The following is a 21,741-nucleotide window of genomic DNA, read 5'->3' as shown; positions in this document are numbered from 1 at the left end:
GGTGCGAACCGGGCGGGCCACCGCCGTTCCGCGTCGTACACCCCGTCGTACACCCCCACGAGCCGTCATCCGCAGATCGCATAGGTGAACGACGCGTGAATCAGTGATGCACGATCGGGCTAAGATAAGGAGCGAGATTGACATCAAAGTAAGAAAAAATGGGATTCTTTTCCCATGTGAACCATAGTCTCTAGGGGCAATACGTGAAGGCTCTCGTGCTCTCCGGGGGAGCGGGCACCCGCCTCCGCCCGATCACACACACCTCGGCCAAGCAGCTGGTGCCGGTCGCCAACAAGCCCGTGCTCTTCTACGGCCTTGAGGCGATCGCCGACGCCGGCGTCACCGAGGTCGGCATCGTCGTCGGGGACACCGCGGACGAGATCCGCGAGGCGGTCGGTGACGGTTCGCAGTTCGGGATCAAGGTCACCTACATCCCGCAGGACGCGCCGCTGGGCCTCGCCCACGCCGTGCTCATCGCCCAGGACTTCCTCGGTGACGACGACTTCGTCATGTACCTCGGCGACAACTTCATCGTCGGTGGCATCAGCGGCCTGGTGGAGGAGTTCAGGGCCGACCGGCCCGACGCGCAGATCCTGCTGACCAGGGTCCCCAACCCCACCTCCTTCGGTGTCGCCGAGCTCGACGGCAACGGCCTGGTGGTGGGCCTGGAGGAGAAGCCGAAGAAGCCCAAGAGTGATCTGGCGCTCGTCGGCGTGTACCTGTTCACCGCGGCCATACACGAGGCCGTCCGCTCCATCGAGCCCTCCTGGCGCGGCGAGCTGGAGATCACGCACGCCATCCAGTGGCTGATCGACGAGAAGCGTGACGTCCGCTCCACCACGATCTCCGGCTACTGGAAGGACACCGGCAACGTCACCGACATGCTGGAGGTCAACCGGTCGGTCCTGGAGACCGTGGAACCGCTGAACGCGGGCACGGTGGACGAGGACAGCGAGATCATCGGCCGGGTGCGCATCGAGGCGGGCGCTCGTGTCAGCGGCAGCCGGATCGTCGGACCCGTGATCATCGGAGCCGGCACGGTGGTGAGCGACGCGTACATCGGTCCTTTCACCTCCGTCTCCGAGGACTGCCGGATCGAGGACAGCGAGATCGAGTACTCCATCGTGCTGCGCGGCTCCTCCGTGACCGGCGTGCGCCGTGTCGAGGCCTCGCTGATCGGCCGCGATGTCGAGGTCACTCCCGCCCCCCGTAACCCCGCAGCCCACCGGCTCGTGCTCGGTGATCACAGCAAGGTGCAGATCTCTTCATGACGACCTCCTCTTCTCCCGCCCACCCGACTTCCTCTTCTCCCGCCCGCCCGACCCGGATTCTCGTGACCGGCGGCGCAGGTTTCATCGGCTCCCACTACGTCCGTACGCTGCTTGGCCCGCAGGGTCCCGGTGATGTCTCGATCACCGTCCTGGACAAGCTGACGTACGCGGGCAACCCGGCCAACCTCGACGAGGTGCGCGCGCACCCCGGATTCGCCTTCGTGCAGGGCGACATCTGCGACCCCGAGCTGGTCGGCAAGCTGATGGCCGAGCACGACGAGGTCGTGCACTTCGCCGCCGAGTCGCACGTCGACCGTTCCATCGACGGTGGCGCCGAGTTCGTCCGTACGAACGTGGTCGGTACCCACACGCTCATCGACGCGGCGCACCGGGCCGGCATCAAGACCTTCGTGCACATCTCCACCGACGAGGTCTACGGCTCGATCGACGAGGGCTCCTGGCCCGAGACGCATCCGCTGGAGCCCAACTCGCCCTACTCCTCGGCGAAGGCCTCCAGCGACCTGATCGCGCTGTCGTACCACCGCACCCACGGCCTGGACGTCCGCGTCACCCGTTGCTCGAACAACTACGGGCACCACCACTTCCCCGAGAAGGTCATCCCGCTCTTCGTCACCAACCTCCTCGACGGCAAGAAGGTCCCGCTGTACGGCGACGGCGGCAACGTCCGCGACTGGCTGCACATCGACGACCACGTCCAGGGCATCGACCTGGTCCGCACCAAGGGCCGCGCGGGCGAGGTCTACAACATCGGCGGCGGCACCGAGCTCTCGAACAAGGAGCTCACCGGGCTGCTGCTCGCCGCGTGCGGCGCCGACTGGGAGACCAGCGTCGAGTACGTCGAGGACCGCAAGGGCCACGACCGACGCTACTCGGTCGACTGCACGAAGATCCGCGAGGAGCTGGGCTACGTCCCGCGCAAGAGCTTCGAGCAGGGGCTGGCGGAGACGGTCCAGTGGTACCGCGAGAACCGCGCGTGGTGGGAGCCGCTGAAGGAGCGGGCGGCCCTGTGAGCGACACCCGAAGCTGGCTGGTGACCGGCGCGGGCGGGATGCTCGCACAGGATGTCCTGGCCCGGCTCGCGACCGCCGGCGTCCCGGCGGTCGCGGTCACCCGCACCGACCTGGACATCACCGACCCCGCCGCCGTACGGGCGGTCCTCGCGGAGCACCGCCCGGCCGTCGTGGTCAACTGCGCGGCCTGGACGGCTGTCGACGACGCGGAGACCCGCGAGGCCGACGCGCTGCGGATCAACGGCGACGGCGCGCGCCACCTCGCCGAGGCCTGCCGCGAGCAGGCCGCCGTACTCCTGCACGTCTCCACGGACTACGTCTTCCCCGGCGACGCCGAGAAGCCGTACGCCGAGGACGCCGCGACCGGCCCGCGCAGCGCGTACGGCCGTACCAAACTGGCCGGCGAGCAGGCGGTCCTCTCGACGCTTCCCGGCAACGGTTTCGTGGTCCGTACGGCCTGGTTGTACGGGGCGGGCGGCGGCAACTTCGTCCGCACGATGATCAAGCTGGAGGGCGTCAAGGACACCCTGGACGTCGTCGACGACCAGCGGGGCCAGCCGACCTGGACCGTCGACCTCGCCGACCGGCTGGTCCGCCTGGGCCGGGGCGCCCTCGCGGGCACCGCACCGGCGGGCGTCTACCACGGCACCAGCGGCGGCGAGACGACCTGGTTCGGCCTCACGCAGGAGATCTTCCGGCTTCTGGGCACCGACCCGGCGCGGGTCCGTCCGACGACCAGCGAGGCGTTCGTACGCCCTGCGCCGCGGCCCGCGTACAGCGTGCTGGGCCACGACCGGTGGGCGGCGGCGGGCATCGAGCCGGTCAGGGACTGGCGGGAAGCGCTGACGGAGGCGTTCCCGGCGCTGGTGGCGGCCGAGCGGAGCTGACCGGACGAACTGCGTGGCCGGGTCCTGCCTTGGGGCGGGACCCGGCCACTTTCCGTACAACCTAAGGCGCGGCTCGCTGGTCCGTGTCCCCATGAAGAGAAGGCAGATTGCAGGCGTCTTTCTGATTCTCCTGCTGTCCGCGTGCGGGACGGGCGGGACGGACGCGCCCGAGAAGACGGGCGGGAAGGACGCGGAGCAGGGACGGACGCACCGGGAGGCCGTGCGGTCGGACTTCGACGGGGACGGGTACGGGGATCTCGTGGTCGGCGACGGGTCGGGGACCGTCAACGGGATTGACTCCGCCGGATACGCGGTCGTTCTCCGCGGATCCTCGCAGGGCCCGGCCATCAAGGGGTCGCAGGTAGTCACTCAGGACGGGCTCGGGCTCGGCAAGGCAGGCGAGGGCGGTGGATTCGGATCCGACGGCAGGAGCGTGACCGCCGACCTCGATGGTGACGGGCGGGCCGACTTCGTCAGCCAGGCGGGCAACAACACGATCTTCGTCGTCTGGGGAAGCGCCGAGGGGCTTTCCGGAGCCGCCCGGCTCGCGGGTTCCGCACCTGTCGTCGGCGATTTCGACGGTGACGGGCAGGACGACCTCGTCATCACCGGGACCGAGGAGAACAGCGCACGAGTCCTCCTGGGGCCGTTCAGCCGCGCAGGCGCACCGCGCCGCACCGTCTCCCTCGACCTGACGCCGAGCGACCCGGAGAACCCCATCGCGAGGCCTTCCGCAGCCGGCGACGTGACGGGGGACGGCAAGGACGACCTCCTGGTCACCTGGTCCCACATCTACGCGGACGAGGCACCCGTCCCGCGCGCGACCCTCGTGTACCGCGGTGCCGCCGACGGGAAGCTGGTCAAGGGCCCGCGCCTGAAGGACGAGCACGGCAAGGACTTCTACGGCGAGACGCTCAGGACCGGGGACCTGAACAAGGACGGTTTCGCCGATGTCGTGGCAGGCCTCACCTGTGAGTCCATGGGCGAGCCCGTGCTCCCGGACGGTGGCAGTCGAGTGGCTGTCCTGTACGGGGGACCCTCCGGGCAGAGCGAGAAGCTGAAGCCTCTGCGGATCACCGAGAAGACAGCGGGCCTGCCCGTTCAAGGGCCCTTTTCCTCCTGCACATTCGGCTCCGGGGTGACGGTCGGTGACGTCCATGGCGACGGATACGCCGATGTGGCGTTCTCGGTCACGACGGGCCCAGGTGACGCCTCGGACCCGGACGACGTGGTCACCACCGTTGTTCTGCTGAGGGGGAGCGCTGACGGACTTACGGTCGAAAAGGCGCAGGCCATACCCGGTAGCCCCGGCGGGATGCTGGACACGAACGGCGACCGAGCGGCCGAACTCCTGGTGGTGGGCGGGACGGACTACGCGGTCGAGGACCCGCAGAAACCCGAGGTCCAGGTGTTGCGCGGCGGGCCGGGCGGGGTTGAGCTCGCCCCGATGCTCGTGGTCAAGGAGGCCGACCTCGACCTCGGGCCGGAGATAGAGAGCAAGAGGTGGAACACCTTCGGCGTCGTGTGACCCACGGGCCTTCCCGCCCGTGAGCGAGTAAATTTGTGATGAACTTCCAAGAAAGCTTACGCCCGAGCCATCAGATGAGTAACTTCGCCGGGAACAAGAACAACAGCCGGAATCCGTCGAAAGGCCGCTTCAGTGGACCGTCATGAACTCCTGCGTGGACTGCACCGTGTCTACCGTCCGCGAAACTACCTGGAGATCGGCGTCAACGACGGCCGCAGCCTGGCACTTTCGCGCGTCGCGTCGGTGGCGATCGACCCGGCCTTCAAGGTGGTGACGTCGATCAGCTGCGACGTCCACCTGGTCCAAGCCACCAGCGACGACTTCTTCGCCCGCAAGGACCCGCTGGTGCACCTGCGCCGCGGCCGCAACCCCTTCCGTGCCCTCGCCCGCAAGGACCCGCTGGGAGTGCTCGGCGGCGATCCCACGCTGGAGCTGGCCTTCATCGACGGCATGCACCTCTTCGAGTACGCGCTGCGCGACTTCATGAACGTGGAGCGCCACTCGCGCTGGTCGAGCGTGATCGTGCTCGACGACATGCTGCCGCGCGACGTCGACGAGGCGGCCCGCGACCGGCACACCAAGTTCTGGACGGGCGACGTCTACAAGCTGGTGACCGTCCTGCGGAAGTACCGCCCCGACCTGACGGTGCTGGAGGTCGACACCGCGCCGACCGGCGTCGCCGTGGTCTTCGGCGCCGACCCGCAGAACACCGTGCTCAAGGAGGCGTACGACGAGATCATCAAGGAGTACGTCACCCCTGACCCGCAGGCGGTCCCCGAAGAGGTGCTCGTGCGCAAGCACGCCGTGCAGCCCGAGGCGCTGCTGGGGGCCGACTTCTGGCCCGCCCTGACCCGGGCCCGCAACCTGCGCCGCTCGCGCTCGGGATTCGCTCCCCTGCGTGGAAAGATCGCGGCGCTCGGCGGCTGAGCGACCAGCAGAGAGGGGGCCCGCGGATCTGCTCCGCGGGCCCCCTCTGTCATTGCCTCAGGCGCGCAGCTGGGCCGCGTAGGCCTGGCAGTCCGCGTACGAAGGCAGCAGGCCCTGTGCCTCCGCCTCGGCCAGGGTCGGCGCCGCCGCGTCCTTCTCGGACAGGACGGGCGTCAGGCCCGAGGGCCACTCGATGCCCAGTTCGGGGTCGAGCGGGTGGATGCCGTGTTCGCGCTGTGGGGCGTATCCCTCGGAGCAGAGGTAGACCACGGTCGCGTCGTCGGTCAGCGCCATGAAGGCGTGCCCGAGGCCCTCGGAGAGGTACACGGAGTGGTGGTCCGCGTCGTCCAGTCGTACGGCTTCCCACTGCTTGTACGTGGGTGAGCCGGTGCGGATGTCGACGATGACGTCCAGCACCGCGCCGCGTACGCACTTCACGTACTTGGCCTGGCTCGGCGGGACGTCGGCGAAGTGGATGCCGCGCAGGGTGCCCCGGCTGGAGACCGAACAGTTGGCCTGGGCCAGGTTCAGACCGTGGCCGGTGGACTCCGTGAAGTCCGCCCCCTTGAACCACTCGTGGAAGCTCCCGCGGTCGTCTGGGAAGATCTTCGGTTCGTGCACCCAGGCGCCCGCGATGCTGAGCTCCCGCATGGTGATCACATCCTTTGTGTGGTGCGTGTACGTGGTGTGCGGCCGATCAGCCGACGAGCTTCGCCGCGAGGCTGCGGAGCTTCTTGCGGGCCGGGGCGGGAAGCCTGCGGACGACCGGACCGCCGACGGCGCGCAGACCGCGGCGTACGACCGTCCTGCGCTGCTTGCGCAGTTCCGCCGCCACGACCTCGGGAGCGACGACCGCGAGATCGGTGCCGAGCTGCAGCCGCCCGTTGCCCGCGACCGTCACCTGGCAGAGCGGAAGGGCCTCACTCTTGGCTCCGTCCAGCTTGACCGAGAGGTTCCAGAGGCCGGGCGTCACGTCTTTCGCACGCACCGGGAGGGGGAGGTGGGCGCGGCCGGCGACGTGCCGGGTCTGGGCGGACAGCGTGTGCGTGCGGCCGTCCTCGGAGCTCAGGACCAGCTCCGCCTTCTTCGGTCCGGCCGCGGCACGGGTGAAGATGTCGAGCCGGAGTTCCGGCTTGTTGCCGGGCATCCGCAGCACGGGGCGGCCTTCGAGATACGTCGCCATCTTCTTGGCGCGGCGCTCGACGTCGAAGGTGATATTGCCGTGCGGGTCGGTGAAGTACGGAATGACCGGGCGGGCGGGGGAGCCGAGCAGCGCGGGCAGGCAGTCGGCGTCGACGTGCGCCGCACGGTCGGCGCCGAGGCGGGCCTTGCGGACCACTCCGAGGCCGCGGACCGGCACCCAGATGTCCCAGAAGCCGCGGGAGACGGGGCCACGGCCCTTGCCGCCCTGGGGGTTGACCTTGCCGGTGCCGCGCAGGACGACCTCGCAGGCGCCGTCCTCCAGGTCCTCGACGGTGGCGCTGAACTCGGCGGGGCAGGTCCACTCGACGGCCGTCTCGCGGTTGCGCATGGACATCTCGGCCTTGAAGCCGTCCATCTCGTCCGTGACGTCGACCAGTTCGCCGTCCGCCAGCAGGTCCTCGGTGAACTCCGGGTGCAGGAAGAGGCGTCCGTCGCGGCGCAGCAGCTTGAGCGGCTCGCCGTTCTCGCCCTGCACCAGCCGCACGGTGGTGCTGACGGACATCTTGCCGTCGGGCTGCCAGGCGACGTTCTCCAGTCGGGCGGCGCCCTTGATGGAGGCGGCGAAGCGGGCGATTTTCAGCAGTCCCTGACGGTCGTCGCGGCGCAGCAGGGTGGACCGGACGCGGGTGAGCGCGCCGAGCCCGTCGTGCACGCCGTCGCCCATGAAGTCCTTGGCCAGCGGCTGGATGGCGTCGATCATCTCGTCGAGGTAATCCGGCTCGTACTTGAGTACGGAGGGCTCGCTGAGCCGGCCGAGCATTTCGACCCGGTAGAAGCGTCGGAGCAGCAGGTCCCGGAATTCTCCGGGCTCGGTGTTGGCGACGACGACGTCGAGGACCTCGCGGAGGTTTCCGTAATAGCCGGACGGGACGATCTTCGCGGATCCCGCGTTGTTCCCGTCGTCGCGCCTCGAGTAGTAGTAGCAGGTGTAACTGCCGAGAATGGACACGACTTTGGCGGGGAAATACGCCTCCATCATGTACAGCTGGTCCTCCAGGCGCCGCTTTCCCTCGGGATAGGCGATCTTGTTCTCGTGGAGGAACTGTGTGCGGAACATCTTGTGCGGCGTGAGGCTGTCGTACAGCGGTGCGTCCTGGAGGGTGCACTTCTCCCGGTCCAGGCGGAAGACGCCGTGCGGGACACCGCGGAAGTTGCTGGCCACCTTGCCGATGACGATGTCGGAGCCGTTGCGGTGCCCCATGTCGTACATCCGGCGCAGGGCGTCGGAGGCGAGGTAGTCGTCCTGGTCGAGGAACTGGACGTACTCTCCCGCGGCCTCGCTCACCCCGATGTTCCGGGGCTTCCCGGGCCAGCCGGAGTTCGGTATGTGGATGACCCGGAAATGCGGGTGCTCCTCGGCGAGGGCGTCCAGTTCGGCGGGAGTTTCGTCGGTCGAGCCGTCGTCAACGAAGAGAACCTCGAACTCGTCGGAAGACAGGGTCTGCCTCAACAGTGAGTCGATGCAGGGCTTGATGTACTTTCCGGGGTTGTAGACCGGGATGATGACGCTCACCTTGGTCGGCATGTACTTGTACCTGTCTCCTGTCGGACGCCCTGAGTAGGGTGGCCACCGTGTGTATGGCGGGTAGCCATCACGTGTATGGCTGGACTCACAGGGTATCCGCAGCTGTATTGGGTACAAGCGAGAGCTTTCCCGGGCCGCGGGTGCCGCCCCGCAGGGACGGGCGGGCCCGGTTTGACCGGGCCTGGAGTGCCCCGTAACCTTGACCCTCGGTGTTGTCTCCGTACACACCCATCCCTGAGCACCCCACCTCCTGCTCTTCGAGCAGGGGAGGCCGCTCGTCCGAATCCGGATCATCGGGCCCTCGGGTCCGTGTGAGCGGCTGGCGTCAGGGGTCCGGTTCCGAGTGAAAGAGAGATCCGCGTGTACGCCATCGTGCGCAGCGGTGGTCGCCAGCACAAGGTTGCTGTAGGCGACATCGTTGAGGTTGACAAGATTTCCACTGCCAAGGTTGGCGACACCGTAGAGCTCTCTACGCTGCTCGTTGTCGACGGCGAAGCCGTGACCAGCGACCCGTGGGTCCTCGCCGGGATCAAGGTCCAGGCCGAGATCGTGGACCACCACAAGGGCGTCAAGATCGACATCCTTCGGTACAAGAACAAGACCGGTTACCGCCGTCGTCAGGGCCACCGCCAGCAGTACACGGCGATCAAGGTCACTGAGATCCCCGCGGCTGCGAAGTAAGGGACTGAGGAGAGATGGCACACAAGAAGGGCGCATCGTCCACTCGGAACGGTCGCGACTCCAATGCTCAGCGGCTCGGCGTGAAGCGCTTCGGCGGTCAGGTCGTCAACGCCGGTGAGATCCTGGTCCGCCAGCGCGGCACCCACTTCCACCCGGGCAACGGCGTCGGCCGTGGCAAGGACGACACCCTGTTCGCCCTTGACGCCGGTGCGGTGGAGTTCGGTACCCACCGTGGCCGCAAGGTCGTGAACATCGTTCCGGTCGCCTGACCGGTACTTTTCGCGAGGCGGACCTCACTTCCCCTACGGGAAGCGGGTCCGCCTTTCGCGTGTTTTCAATGGATGTGGCCCCAACGAGGGGCGCGGCATCCGAAAGACTTTCCGTACGTAACTGGAGGCACATCCCATGACCACCTTCGTGGACCGCGTCGAGCTGCATGTCGCCGCGGGTAGCGGAGGTCACGGCTGTGCCTCCGTACACCGGGAGAAGTTCAAGCCGCTCGGTGGCCCGGACGGCGGCAACGGCGGCCACGGCGGTGACGTGATCCTCGTCGTCGACCAGGCCGTGACCACGCTGCTCGACTACCACCACTCCCCGCACCGCAAGGCGACCAGCGGCAAGCCCGGCGAGGGCGGCAACCGGTCAGGCAAGGACGGGCAGGACCTGGTCCTGCCGGTGCCGGACGGCACGGTGGTGCAGGACAAGGCGGGCAACGTGCTCGCCGACCTGGTCGGACAGGGCACGACGTACGTCGCCGCCGAGGGCGGCCGCGGTGGCCTCGGCAACGCGGCGCTGTCCTCGGCCCGCCGCAAGGCGCCCGGCTTCGCGCTGCTCGGTGTGCCGGGCGGCCTCCAGGACATCGTCCTGGAGCTGAAGACCGTCGCGGACGTGGCGCTCGTCGGCTACCCGAGCGCGGGCAAGTCCTCGCTGATCTCGGTGCTGAGCGCCGCCAAGCCGAAGATCGCGGACTACCCCTTCACCACCCTCGTGCCCAACCTCGGCGTGGTGACGGCCGGTTCGACGGTCTACACGATCGCCGACGTGCCCGGTCTCATCCCAGGCGCCAGCCAGGGCAAGGGTCTCGGCCTGGAGTTCCTGCGCCACGTCGAGCGGTGCAGCGTGCTGGTGCACGTCCTGGACACGGCGACCCTGGAGTCCGAGCGCGACCCCGTCTCCGACCTCGACATCATCGAGGAGGAGCTGAAGCAGTACGGCGGCCTCGGCGACCGGCCGCGCATGGTCGTCCTCAACAAGATCGACGTACCGGACGGCAAGGACCTCGCCGAGATGGTGCGGCCCGAGCTGGAAGCGCGCGGCTACCGCGTCTTCGAGGTGTCCGCGGTCGCCCACACGGGCCTCAAGGAGCTGTCCTTCGCGCTCGCCGACGTGGTCGCCAAGGGTCGCGCCGCCAAGCCGGCGGAGGAGGCGACCCGGGTCGTCATCCGCCCGAAGGCGGTCGACGACGCCGGCTTCACCGTCGCCCGCGAGGAGGACGGCCTCTACCGCGTCCGCGGCGAGAAGCCCGAGCGCTGGGTCCGCCAGACCGACTTCAGCAACGACGAGGCCGTCGGCTACCTCGCCGACCGCCTCAGCCGCCTCGGCGTCGAGACGGAGCTGATGAAGGCGGGCGCCCGCTCGGGCGACGGCGTCGCCATCGGCCCCGAGGAGAACGCGGTCGTCTTCGACTGGGAGCCCACGATGATGGCCGGCGCGGAGATGCTCGGCCGCCGTGGTGAGGACCACCGCCTGGAGGCACCGCGTCCCGCCACCCAGCGCCGCCGTGACAAGCAGGCGGAGCGGGACGAGACGGAGAAGGAGTACGACGACTTCGAGCCGTTCTAGTTCGGGTCGCACGCGTACGAACGCACGGATGCCCTGGGACTTACCTGAGTCCCAGGGCATTCTCAGCTCCTCCTCAGCATCTGCTCTTAACGTCCTCTTACCATGGAGATCGACTGTTCGACACCTGACATGACGGCCGCGCCGACGCCGCTTCCCGCGGGCACCCGGCTGCTGCACATAGGTCCCCACAAGACCGGGACCACCTCGATCCAGGGCGCGCTGTTCGCCGCGAAGGACGCGATGGCCGGCCACGGTGTCGACTTTCCGGCCCGCAGCAGACACCCCATGGAAGCCGCGCTCGCGGTCTGCGCCCGGCCCGCCATGATCGGCGACACCCGGCCCACCGAGCAGCACTGGCAGCGGCTCGTGGACCTGGTGCGGGCCACCGGGAAGCGCACCTCGGTGGTCAGCAGCGAGTTCTTCGCCGACGCCCCGGACGACGAGACCATCGCGCGGATCGTCGACGACCTGGGCCGGGACCGCGTACACGTCCTGATCACCGTGCGCCCGCTGACGAAGATCATGCCCTCGCAGTGGCAGCAGTACGTGCAGAACGGGTTGCGCATGGGCTACGAGGACTGGCTCACCCACATGCTGCGCAAGGCCCCGTACGAGAAGCCCAACCCGAGCTTCTGGCGGCGCCACCGCCATGACCGGCTCGTCGAGCGATGGGTACGGGTCGTCGGCGCCGAGAACCTCACCGTCGCCGTGGTCGACGACGGTGACCGGGGCGGCCTCATGCGTACCTTCGAATCCCTTCTCGGTCTGCCCGGCGATCTTCTGGTGCCGGAGCCGGACACCGTCAACCGCTCCCTTACGCTGGCCGAAACCGAAATGCTGCGGAAGCTCAACAGGGAATTCCGCGGAAATGGCCTGCCCGACGAGCTGTATTCCAAGCTGGTGCGCGGCGGTGCGGTCCTGCATATGAAGAACACCTGCCGCCCCACCCCGGGAGACGCGCGTATCTGCACGCCGGCGTGGGCGCTGGAGGCGGCCACGGGAATCGGCGCGGAAATGGCCGAGCGCATCGGGTCCATGGGCGTACGCGTCCTCGGCGATCCGGCGCTGCTGTCCGTCCTGCCCGCCGCGGAAAGCGCGGAGCCGGTACCCGTGCGGATCGACGCGGAGGTGGCGGCCCAGGCGCTGTACGGTGCGCTCGCCGCCGCGGCCACCGTACCCGCGCGCAGGACCCCGGCGCGTACGGTTCACCAGACGCCGTCCAGGGAACTCGTCCGGGTGCTGGGCCACCGGGTGCTCAGGCGGCTGAAGCGGACCTGAGCCGCAGTCTCCGAGTCCGACCTCGGCGTGGAGGACGTACGGAAATCGTGTGCAGTTACTCACAGCAAATCCGGGCAATCCGGTTCGGGTGCTGGGAAGGCGCCTGCATGCAAGGTGAATAACCGGTTGCGCGCACATATGCAGCAGGCGGCGCTCACCTTGCACGGCGGTAACCGAAAGTGGGACTATTCCAAGGTTCCCTGTTGCCCCAAGGTAGGTCGCCTGTGTCTGAGCACTTTGCCAAGCCCCGTACCACCGCAGTGATCCTTGCCGGTGGCACTGGTCAGCGCGTCGGTCTGTCGATTCCGAAGCAGCTGCTGAAGATCGCCGGCAAGGCGGTCATCGAGCACACGCTGACCACCTTCGAGAACGCCGACTCGATCGACGACATCATCGTGCTGATGGCCCCGGGCTATGTGCCGGACGTCGAGAAGATCGTCGCGAAGGCGGGTTTCGCCAAGGTGACGAGGATCATCGAGGGCGGCTCGACGCGGAACGAAACCACCGAGCGTGCCATCGCGGCCCTCGGCGAGGGCCTGCCCGAGGGCCAGGACGCGAACGTCCTCTTCCACGACGCCGTACGCCCGCTGCTGTCCGAGCGTGTCATCGACGACTGTGTCACCGCCCTGGAGCGCTACCAGGCCGTCGACGTCGCCATCCCGTCCGCGGACACGATCATCGTGACCCGCACCCACGGTGAGGACGGCGAGTTCATCACCGAGATCCCGGACCGCTCCCGGCTGCGCCGAGGCCAGACGCCCCAGGCGTTCAAGCTGTCCACCATCCGCCGGGCGTACGAGGTCGCCGCGAACGACCCCAACTTCCAGGCCACCGACGACTGCAGCGTCGTACTCAAGTACCTGCCGGACGTGCCGATCCACGTCGTGGCGGGCGACGAGTACAACATGAAGGTCACGCAGCCCGTCGACGTCTTCATCGCCGACAAGCTCTTCCAGCTCGCCTCCACCGCCGCGCCCCAGCAGGCCGACGAGGCCGCCTACCGTGAGCTGCTCACCGGTAAGACCGTCGTGGTCTTCGGCGGTTCGTACGGCATCGGCAAGGACATAGCCGAACTCGCCGAGGGTTACGGCGCCAAGGCATACGCGCTGGGCCGCTCGACCACCGGCACGCACGTCGAGAACCCGGAGGAGGTCGACGACGCGCTGTCCACGGCGTACGCGGAGACCGGGCGCATCGACTACGTCATCAACACCGCGGGCGTGCTGCGCATCGGCAAGCTCGCCGAGACGGACAACGCGACCATCGAGGAAGCGCTGAAGGTCAACTATCTGGCGCCGGTGCAGATCGCCCGCTCCTCGTACAAGTACCTGGCCGAGACCAAGGGGCAGCTGCTCCTCTACACGTCGAGCAGCTACACCCGCGGGCGTGCCGAGTACAGCCTCTACTCCTCGACCAAGGCCGCCATGGTCAACCTCACCCAGGCCCTGTCCGACGAGTGGGCCGGAGACGGTGTCCGCGTCAACTGCATCAACCCCGAGCGCACCGCGACCCCCATGCGGACCAAGGCGTTCGGCCAGGAGCCCACGGGCTCGCTGCTCTCCTCCGAGGCCGTCGCGCGGACCTCGCTCGACGTGCTGCTCTCCGAGCTCACCGGGCACGTCATCGACGTCCGTCAGCAGGACCCGACGGCCGAGGCCGGAAATGCCTCCGGTTTCGAGGCGGCACTGGCCGCCGTCCTGGACCGCCAGGACGGCGTGGCATAATCAATTAATCGATCTTCAGAATTCAGGCCTCTGTGGTTGCGTGTTTTCCTCGCATTCATGGAGGCCTGAATCCGTAAAGTTCAAACTCTCCTCTTTTGGCATTAAACCGGCACTCACCCCTCAAGAGCAGGTTTCTTCGTGATTTCCACCGCTATTCGCGTTGCCCGGGTGGGCAGTGCGGCCGAGCTGGCCGCGGCGGCCCTCATGATGCTGGGCTTCCCCTGCCTGATGCTCGCCGCGCTGCTGCCGAGCGTCCCCGCCTTCGCGGCCGCGGCCGCCGTGACGTATCTGGCGGACCACTATCTGCACCGGCGCGGCAGCTATCTGATCAACCGCCTCGGCAAGGTGCGGGCCGGTCTGTCCATCCGGTTCCTGATCCGGGAACTGCTCCTGGTGCTGCTCCTGGCGCGCCTGGACCTGGCCGACAGCATCGTCTTCTACGCGGCGATCGCGGGCTTCCTGACCTTCTTCGGCTTCCAGGCCCCGCACAGCGCGCTGGTCACGCTGATCCGATCGCGCCGCAGGATGCCGGTCGCCACCCGCAACGTCGACCTCGGCTCCCGTATCCGCATCCCGGACGCGCCCCCGAACGCCCTGCTCGACCGGTCCGCCGAGAAGATGCTCCACCTCGACCTGGCCGCGGTCGTCGGCGTGCTCGTCGCCGCGGCGAGCGACTCGACCGTGTACGGGCTCGTCGGCGTCGGCATCACGCTGGTGCTGGCCCTCTGCTACGTCGCCGTGCTCGTTCCGTACGTCCGTGGCAAGAGCACCCCGCCGAACGCGGACAAGGTCCTGGCTGCGGCCGACGCGTGGCTGCGCAACTACCGCCCGGAGACGGTGCTCTACTTCTCGGGCTCCAAGGAGTCGGCGTACCAGGTCAACATGTGGCTGGAGACGATGGAGCAGCTGGACACCCGGCCGCTGATCATCCTCCGCGAACGCGCCATCCTTGAGCTCATGGCGCCCACCACCGTGCCGGTCATCTGCGTGCCCGGAGGGGTGCACCTGATGAACATGGACCTGTCCACGGTGCGTGTCGCGCTGTACGCGGCGAACGTCGGCAAGAACATCCACCTGCTGCGCGTCCCGACCATGAAGCACGTCTTCATCGGCCACGGCGACAGCGACAAGCTCGCCAGCGTCAACCCGTTCAGCAAGGCGTACGACGAGGTGTGGACCGCCGGCCGCGCGGGCCGCGACCGCTATGCCATCGCCGATGTCGGCGTCCGTGACGAGGACATCGTCGAGGTCGGCCGCCCGCAGCTGGCGCCGATCCAGACCTGGCAGGGCGTGCCGGAGGGATCCGCCGACGGCGGCATGCCGACGGTCCTGTACGCGCCCACCTGGGAGGGCTGGGACGGCAACCCCGGCAACACCTCCCTCCTGCTCGCAGGCAAGAACATCGTGCGGAAACTGCTCGCCGCCGACCCGCCGGTCCGCGTCCTCTACAAGCCGCACCCCTTCACCGGCACCGTCAGCACGCAGGCGAAGACCGCACACGAGCGGATCGTCGCGCTGATCGTGAAGGCGGCCGCCGAGCGCGCCGCAGACCCGCGCTTCGCCGCCGACGGCGCCGACCGGAGCGCCGCCCGGGCCGAGCTGACCCGCATCGAGGCCCGCCTCGCCAAGCTGACCGGCGGCGACGAGGCGGGCGACGAGGCCGAGGCCACCCGCGACGGCATGGTCGACCTGGCCAAGCACGCCGAGGTTCTCCGGCTGCGCGCCGAATGGGACGACGCGTACTGGCGCTCGGCCGGAACCTGGGAGCACCGCGTCATCGCGGGCGCCGAGCCGCGCCTGTACGACTGCTTCAACGTCTCCGACGCGATGGTCTCCGACATCTCCAGCGTGGTCTCCGACTTCATCGCGAGCGGCAAGCCGTATGCCGTCACGGACTCCGCCGAGCTCGGCGTCGAGGAGTTCAAGCGGCAGAACACCGCGGTGCGTGCCGCCGTGATCCTGTCCAACTCGGCTGCCGAACTGCCCGAGTTGCTCGCCGCGGTGCGCGACCCGGCAGCTGACGCGCAGGCTGCCGAACGCCAGGAGCTGAAGCAGTATCTGCTCGGCCCGGACAAGCCGACCTCGATCGAACAGTTCAACTCCGCGGTGCGGCAGCTCGCGCAGAAGGCCGAGGCCCGCAACCTCGGCCAGGAGACCGGCACTTCGGCCACTTCGGCTGAGGATGTCCCGGCTCCGGGCGCCCCGGCGCCGGACGCTGCCTCCCCGGACGCCTCGGCCGCTTCGGCCGCGGCCGTGGACCTGGCGAGCGCGCTGCCCGGCCGGGGGACGACCGGCGAGACCGGCGGGGCGGCGGTCAAGGACTGACCTGCCGGATCAGCGTGCTTCAGGGTCCGGCTCCCGAGGATTTCCCTCGGGAGTCGGACCCATTGCGTCGAGGAAGCGCGCGTATGGGACGAATATGTACAAGACGCCTGTCCGGGAAGTGGACCGATGCGCGACGCCCGGTCCCCTTCGCGTAAATTGCCGGGCGGGCAGCCGGATCGAACGCGAGGGGATGCACGCAGGTGGCAGGGGCAAGGCAGGCCGTGGCGCAGGCTCACCGGATCGTCGTCAAGGTGGGGTCCTCGTCGCTGACCACCGCCGCCGGCGGCCTCGACGCCGACCGGGTCGATGCCCTCGTCGACGTGCTCGCCAAGGCGCGCAGCGGCGGTGAGCGGGAAGTCGTCCTCGTCTCCTCCGGCGCCATCGCCGCCGGGCTCGCCCCGCTCGGGCTGCGCCGCCGCCCCACGGACCTCGCCCGGCAGCAGGCCGCGGCCAGTGTCGGCCAGGGCCTCCTGATCGCCCGCTACACCGCCTCCTGCGCCCGGCACGGCATCCGCGTCGGACAGGTGCTCCTCACGTCCGACGACACCAGCCGCCGCGCCCACCACCGCAACGCCGCCCGCACCCTCGACAAGCTCCTCGCCATGGGCGCCCTGCCGATCGTCAACGAGAACGACACCGTCGCCACGGACGAGATCCGCTTCGGCGACAACGACCGTCTCGCCGCGCTCGTCGCCCATCTCGTACGCGCCGACCTGCTCGTCCTGCTCTCCGACGTGGACGGCGTGTACGACGGCGACCCCGGCAAACCCGGTACGTCGCGGATCGCCGAAGTACGCGGCGCGTCCGATCTCGACGGCATCGACATCGGCAGCGCGAAAAAGGCCGGCGTCGGCACCGGAGGCATGGTCACCAAGGTCGAGGCGGCCCGGATCGCGACCGGCGCGGGCATCCCCGTGGTGCTGACCAACGCCGTGCACGCCGCCGACGCCCTCGCGGGCCGGGACACCGGCACGTACTTCCACACCACCGGCCGCCGCTCCGCCGACCGGCTGCTCTGGCTCCAGCACGCCTCGACCCCGCAGGGCGCGCTCACCCTCGACGACGGAGCCGTGCGCGCGGTCGTCGAGCGGCGCACCTCGCTGCTGCCCGCGGGTATCGCGTCCGTCGAGGGCGAGTTCACCGCGGGTGACCCCGTCGAACTGCGCGACAGCACGGGGCGGGCGATCGCGCGGGGGATCGTGAACTTCGACGCCAAGGAGATCCCCCAGCTCATCGGACGCTCGACCAGGGAACTGGCGCGCGAGCTGGGACCCGCGTACGAACGCGAAGTCGTACACAGGGACGCCCTCGTCCTGCTCCACCAGTAGGTGTGGTGACGTTCCGCACGTGCGGAACGTCGTGCACCCGCACGTGCAGTTGTCGTGGAGTTGCCCCATAAACGTCCGAAAGCCCGTCCTCCGCCGGGGGACGTTCCGTAAAACCGCCACGCGACGGCGCCCCACCTGCTCAACTTTGTGGCAGGGAGACCCTGAGATTCATCACCACCATTGCGTAAAGGAGGCCGTCGTGAGACGAGTGCGCCCTGGGGCGGCGGCGTCCCGCGGTGGTGCCGCCTCCCGTGCGGTGGGTGAGGAACGGACGCTGACGAGTGTCGCGGCCGGAGACACGTACGGGAGCGAGAAGCCGGTGGACCAGCCCCGGCTGTGGCACGTCACGCTGAGCGTCTCGGGTGACGAGGCACCGCTGAAGGAGGTCAGGCGCGGCCTTGAGCAGCTCGCCCACGACCACCCCTTTCTGCTGACCAGCCGGTACGCCAACGACCACGCCGAGATCCGCTACTGGGAAGAGGCCCGCGACCTGCACGACGCGGCGGCCGTCGCGCTGCGCCTGTGGGGCGAGCACCGGCAGACCGCCAAGCTGCCGCCCTGGGAGATCGTCGGCCTGGAGGTCATCGACCGCGAGACCTACCACCAGCGGATCGCGGAGGGGTACGGACCACTGCCGGCCACACCTGTCGGTGTTCATCCCTTTTGAGTCATCTTCACCGTGTGTCTCGGGGTTTGGGACATGGGCTGAACAGACCCGTTCGGAGCATTACGCTGCCGACATGACCACGCTCTCGCCGTACGACTCGATGTCTCCGGTCACCCAGGCCGCCTACCGCGCGAAGTCCGCCGCCGCCGACCTCGCGCCCCTGCCGCGTGCCGAGAAGGACGACGCGCTGCTCGCGATCGCGGACGCGCTGGAGGTCCGCACGAGCGAGATCGTCGCCGCCAACGCCAAGGACATCGCGCGCGCCCGTGAGGCCGGCACCAGCGAGACCGTCATCGACCGGCTCACGCTGACGCCCGAGCGCGTGCGCGCGATCGCCTCGGACGTGCGCGACGTCGTGGCGCTGCCCGACCCGGTCGGCGAGGTCGTCCGCGGCTCGACCCTCCCGAACGGCATCGACCTGCGCCAGGTCCGCGTCCCGCTCGGCGTCGTCGGGATCATCTACGAAGCCCGCCCGAACGTGACCGTCGACGCGGCCGCACTCTGCCTGAAGTCCGGCAACGCCGTGCTGCTGCGCGGCTCCTCCTCGGCGTTCGAGTCGAACACCGCCCTGGTCCGCGTCCTGCGCGACGCCGTCGGCGGTGCCGGGCTGCCCGCCGACGCCATCCAGCTCGTCCCCGGCGAGGGCCGCGAGTCCGTACGCGAGCTGATGCGCGCCCGCGGCCTGGTCGACGTCCTCATCCCGCGCGGCGGCGCCTCGCTGATCCGCACGGTCGTCCAGGAATCGACCGTCCCGGTCATCGAGACCGGCACCGGCAACTGCCATGTGTACGTCGACGCGCACGCCGACCTCGACATGGCGATCGACATCCTGATCAACTCCAAGGCGCAGCGGCCCAGCGTGTGCAACTCCGCCGAGACCCTTCTGGTCCACCAGGACATCGCCCCCGAGTTCCTGCCGCGGGCCCTGGACGCCCTCGCGGACGCCGGGGTCACCGTGCACGCCGACGAGCGCGTCCTCGCCTACGCCAAGGGCTCCAGGGCCACCGTCGTGGAGGCCACGGCCGAGGACTGGGACACCGAGTACCTGTCGTACGACATCGCCGCGGCCGTCGTGGACTCGCTCGACCGGGCCGTGACGCACATCCGACTGTGGAGCTCCGGCCACACCGAGGCCATCGTCACCACCTCGCAGCAGGCGGCCCGCCGCTTCACCCAACTGGTCGACTCCACGACGGTCGCCGTCAACGCCTCGACCCGCTTCACCGACGGTGGCCAGTTCGGCTTCGGCGCCGAGATCGGCATCTCCACACAGAAGCTGCACGCGCGGGGGCCGATGGGGCTGCCGGAGCTGACGAGCACGAAGTACATCGTCACGGGGGACGGGCACGTTCGGCGGTGAGGCGACGGGGGCGGGGACGGGGACGGGAGAGGCGGGGTACGGGGACGGACGCATTCGGGCTGAGGCCACGGGGGACGGACACGTTCGGCGGTGAGGCGACCTACGGGTTCGGCGGGGGCGTCCACGGGTGTGTTCGTGGGTGCGGCCGGTGGCGCCTCCGGCGTGGAGGCGGGGCGCGCGGCGCGTGAGACGCGTCTCGCCAGGCGGATGAATTTCCATACCGTCTGCCCAAAATGACCCCCCAGGTCTACTCTGGATATGTGCCGGAGGACGTGGGGGGCTCGCCGTTTCCCGACGGCTGGGAGCCCGACGACGACCGCGACCGCGGGGGTGCGGACGAAGAGTTCGCCGCCGTGGTCTTCGACGAGGACTTCGTACGGGCAGCCGCGGTCCACGAACCGACCGCCGTGGAGCGGCTGCTGGCCGCCGCCCAGGCCCGCGCGGAGGCCTCCGAGGCCGAGGCGCGCAGGGCACGCACCCGGGGCGCACGCGGTGACGACGAGCGCTACGAGGACGGGTTCGGCCGCGGTGAATTCGGCCATGACCCGGATCTGGACGACCTGGACGACACCGAGGTCCTGGAGCGCCGCTACGGCGCGCCGGGCACGTACGGCAGGGCCTACGGCAAGCACACCCGCTGGCAGCGCCCCGTCGCCTGGATGCTCGCCCTGGTGATGGGCATCGGCATGGTCGCGCTGGCCTTCACGGCGGTCTACCGGGGAGCGTCCTCGAACCGCCAGGAGCAGGTACCGGCGCCCGCCTCGACCGGCCTCGAACAGGGCCTCGACAAGATCACCGGCAGTAGTCCTTCCGCTTCGGCCGACTATTCCCAGCCGGCGGTGTCGGCGGTCCCTCGTACACCGTGACGGCCCGGCATGGATCAACCGGATGAACCTGATGTGATCACCGGGGCGAACCCGGGGCGAACGCCGGGGCGACTCTGGTGAGAACCTGTCAGAACTTGTGGTGTAGCAGGGCGTTTACCTGAGCCCCCCGCGACCTACTCTGAAGGTATGGGCGGGCCTGGAGACCCACCTGAGGGGACACCCGAGGGTGCTCCCGCAGGTGGAGAGGACGAGTACCGATCCGTCGTCTTCGACGAGTCGTTCGTCCGTGCTGCCCGTCTCCAGGAGTTCTCCGCGCAGGAGCGCATTGCCGATCACGCCCCGGCCGTACGCCGCCGCCCGCCCCGCCGCCGCGGCCTCTCCAGGCAGGCGCTGATCCTCGTCCTGCTGATCGCCGTCGCCTTCGGTACCGCGATCTACATGGGCGTACGCCACCCGTACCAGACCCCTGTCGCCCAGCCTCCCGAGCCACTGCGGATGACGGTGATCCCGCTCGCGCCGCAGACCGCAGTACCGGGGGCCACCCGCCCCGAGGACCTGTACGCGAACAGCCCGGCCGCCCAGTTCCGCATCGGCGCCGAGGGCATCACGCTGCCCGCCTCGCGGCGCACCGCCCACTTCTCCGACAGTCAGGTCGTCACCGCCCTGACCACCGTCAAGGACTACCTCGTCGAGTCCTCCCTGGACCCGGAGGTACTCACGGGCGGCGCCACCCGGCCCGTACGGATCCTGCTCGACCCGCAGCAACTCGATCAGTTCGACCAGAGCTTCGACCGCCCGACCGCCGATGGTCGGCACGCCCCCACCGGCTGGCTGGTGCGCTTCGACCCGAGTGTCCAGCTCGCCGACTCCAAGATCCGGGTGCAGGGCTCTCTCCAGGCCGCGGAGTTCGACTCGAACACCCTTGAGGTCATCGCCGACCACACCTTCGTGTACGCGCTGAAGCCGGCCGGCTCGGACGAGCAGGCGGACGCCTCACTCTTCACCGTCCGGCGCGAGCTGCACTTCCGCTTCGACCGCGACGACCTGCGCATGCACCAGGCCGAACTGGTCGTCTCCTACGTCCAGGCCGGACCGCTCGCCTGCTCCGAGGACTCGGTCGACCAGCTGCGCCCGCTGCTCGCGGGGCAGACGGCGAAGGCGGGCGGCCCGGCCGGTACGGACCCGTACGCGACCGGCAGCGCCACGGCGCTGTGCGGATCGCTGGCGACGAGCGCACAGCCGAAGGTGTGAGCGCCCGGGGCTGACCCAGGGTCTGAGCCGGGTTTGAGCCGGTCTGAGACCTTGGGTGCCCTGTGGGGCTTTCGTCGCATCTCGTC

The 21,741-nt window shown here is 69.2% G+C and carries 18 protein-coding genes; 16 read left to right on the top strand and 2 right to left on the bottom strand.

The genetic code is table 11. The annotated features are described in order from the left end of the window. Nucleotides 1-203: 203 nt before the first annotated feature. The 5 genes from ACFWP7_RS36500 to ACFWP7_RS36480 all read left to right on the top strand — a co-directional run bounded on the left by ACFWP7_RS36500 (nucleotide 204) and on the right by ACFWP7_RS36480 (nucleotide 5,644). Nucleotides 204-1,271: a glucose-1-phosphate thymidylyltransferase gene (locus ACFWP7_RS36500; protein WP_384390844.1), complete on the top strand. Its 1,068-nt coding sequence runs from the start codon at nucleotides 204-206 to the stop codon at nucleotides 1,269-1,271. Continuing rightward, complete coding sequence (gene rfbB / locus ACFWP7_RS36495; RefSeq protein ID WP_384390841.1) at nucleotides 1,268-2,302, top strand: dTDP-glucose 4,6-dehydratase; 1,035 nt, start codon at nucleotides 1,268-1,270, stop codon at nucleotides 2,300-2,302. The genes ACFWP7_RS36500 and rfbB overlap by 4 nt, the downstream gene beginning before the upstream one ends. Next, entirely contained in the window at nucleotides 2,299-3,189 is an 891-nt protein-coding gene (rfbD, locus tag ACFWP7_RS36490) for a dTDP-4-dehydrorhamnose reductase (RefSeq protein ID WP_384390838.1), read from the top strand. The genes rfbB and rfbD overlap by 4 nt, the downstream gene beginning before the upstream one ends. A gap of 91 nt (nucleotides 3,190-3,280) precedes the next feature. Continuing rightward, on the top strand, nucleotides 3,281-4,717 hold the full coding sequence (locus tag ACFWP7_RS36485; protein WP_384390835.1) for an FG-GAP repeat domain-containing protein: 1,437 nt from the start codon (nucleotides 3,281-3,283) through the stop codon (nucleotides 4,715-4,717). Between the two features lie 132 nt (nucleotides 4,718-4,849). Next, nucleotides 4,850-5,644 carry a class I SAM-dependent methyltransferase gene (locus ACFWP7_RS36480; RefSeq protein ID WP_384390833.1) on the top strand — a complete coding sequence of 265 codons (795 nt, stop codon included), beginning with the start codon at nucleotides 4,850-4,852 and terminating at the stop codon, nucleotides 5,642-5,644. Between the two features lie 57 nt (nucleotides 5,645-5,701). Here the strand turns inward: ACFWP7_RS36480 and rfbC are convergent, their stop codons facing one another. Continuing rightward, on the bottom strand, nucleotides 5,702-6,295 hold the full coding sequence (gene rfbC, locus ACFWP7_RS36475; RefSeq protein WP_384390830.1) for a dTDP-4-dehydrorhamnose 3,5-epimerase: 594 nt from the start codon (nucleotides 6,293-6,295) through the stop codon (nucleotides 5,702-5,704). Nucleotides 6,296-6,341: 46 nt separating this feature from the next. Next, nucleotides 6,342-8,372 (bottom strand): glycosyltransferase family 2 protein, encoded by a 2,031-nt coding sequence (locus tag ACFWP7_RS36470; protein ID WP_384390827.1) that lies wholly within the window; start codon nucleotides 8,370-8,372, stop codon nucleotides 6,342-6,344. Nucleotides 8,373-8,732: 360 nt separating this feature from the next. On the opposite strand from ACFWP7_RS36470, the gene rplU reads away from it, so the two are divergent. The 11 genes from rplU (at nucleotide 8,733) to ACFWP7_RS36415 (ending at nucleotide 21,655) form a co-directional block, all read left to right on the top strand. Continuing rightward, nucleotides 8,733-9,053, top strand: a complete 321-nt coding sequence (rplU, locus tag ACFWP7_RS36465; protein WP_081221565.1) for a 50S ribosomal protein L21 — start codon at nucleotides 8,733-8,735, stop codon at nucleotides 9,051-9,053. A gap of 14 nt (nucleotides 9,054-9,067) precedes the next feature. After that, nucleotides 9,068-9,322: a 50S ribosomal protein L27 gene (rpmA, locus tag ACFWP7_RS36460; protein ID WP_028802588.1), complete on the top strand. Its 255-nt coding sequence runs from the start codon at nucleotides 9,068-9,070 to the stop codon at nucleotides 9,320-9,322. A 136-nt stretch (nucleotides 9,323-9,458) separates the two neighbouring features. Then, nucleotides 9,459-10,895, top strand: coding sequence for a GTPase ObgE (gene obgE, locus ACFWP7_RS36455; protein WP_384390824.1), 1,437 nt, complete (start codon nucleotides 9,459-9,461; stop codon nucleotides 10,893-10,895). A gap of 102 nt (nucleotides 10,896-10,997) precedes the next feature. Further along, the gene (locus tag ACFWP7_RS36450; protein WP_384390821.1) at nucleotides 10,998-12,173 is read left to right on the top strand and encodes a hypothetical protein; all 1,176 of its coding nucleotides are present in this window, start codon (nucleotides 10,998-11,000) and stop codon (nucleotides 12,171-12,173) included. A 224-nt stretch (nucleotides 12,174-12,397) separates the two neighbouring features. After that, a complete protein-coding gene (locus tag ACFWP7_RS36445) occupies nucleotides 12,398-13,897 on the top strand; it encodes a D-ribitol-5-phosphate cytidylyltransferase (RefSeq protein ID WP_384390818.1) in 1,500 nt (499 codons plus the stop codon). 138 nt (nucleotides 13,898-14,035) lie between these two features. Further along, on the top strand, nucleotides 14,036-16,222 hold the full coding sequence (locus ACFWP7_RS36440) for a hypothetical protein (RefSeq protein WP_384390815.1): 2,187 nt from the start codon (nucleotides 14,036-14,038) through the stop codon (nucleotides 16,220-16,222). Nucleotides 16,223-16,422: 200 nt separating this feature from the next. Beyond that, entirely contained in the window at nucleotides 16,423-17,550 is a 1,128-nt protein-coding gene (gene proB, locus ACFWP7_RS36435) for a glutamate 5-kinase (protein ID WP_384390812.1), read from the top strand. A 208-nt stretch (nucleotides 17,551-17,758) separates the two neighbouring features. Then, complete coding sequence (locus ACFWP7_RS36430; RefSeq protein ID WP_384390849.1) at nucleotides 17,759-18,217, top strand: hypothetical protein; 459 nt, start codon at nucleotides 17,759-17,761, stop codon at nucleotides 18,215-18,217. 73 nt (nucleotides 18,218-18,290) lie between these two features. Further along, on the top strand, nucleotides 18,291-19,577 hold the full coding sequence (locus tag ACFWP7_RS36425) for a glutamate-5-semialdehyde dehydrogenase (protein ID WP_384390808.1): 1,287 nt from the start codon (nucleotides 18,291-18,293) through the stop codon (nucleotides 19,575-19,577). A gap of 233 nt (nucleotides 19,578-19,810) precedes the next feature. After that, a complete protein-coding gene (locus ACFWP7_RS36420) occupies nucleotides 19,811-20,443 on the top strand; it encodes a hypothetical protein (protein ID WP_384390805.1) in 633 nt (210 codons plus the stop codon). 147 nt (nucleotides 20,444-20,590) lie between these two features. Further along, nucleotides 20,591-21,655, top strand: a complete 1,065-nt coding sequence (locus tag ACFWP7_RS36415; RefSeq protein ID WP_384390802.1) for a hypothetical protein — start codon at nucleotides 20,591-20,593, stop codon at nucleotides 21,653-21,655. Nucleotides 21,656-21,741: the final 86 nt, after the last annotated feature.

It is taken from the genome of Streptomyces sp. NPDC058470 (genome assembly GCF_042721055.1).
Lineage (GTDB): Bacteria > Actinomycetota > Actinomycetes > Streptomycetales > Streptomycetaceae > Streptomyces.
Note: the sequence above shows the minus strand (reverse complement) of the source record. Positions and strands in the feature narration are given on the sequence as shown.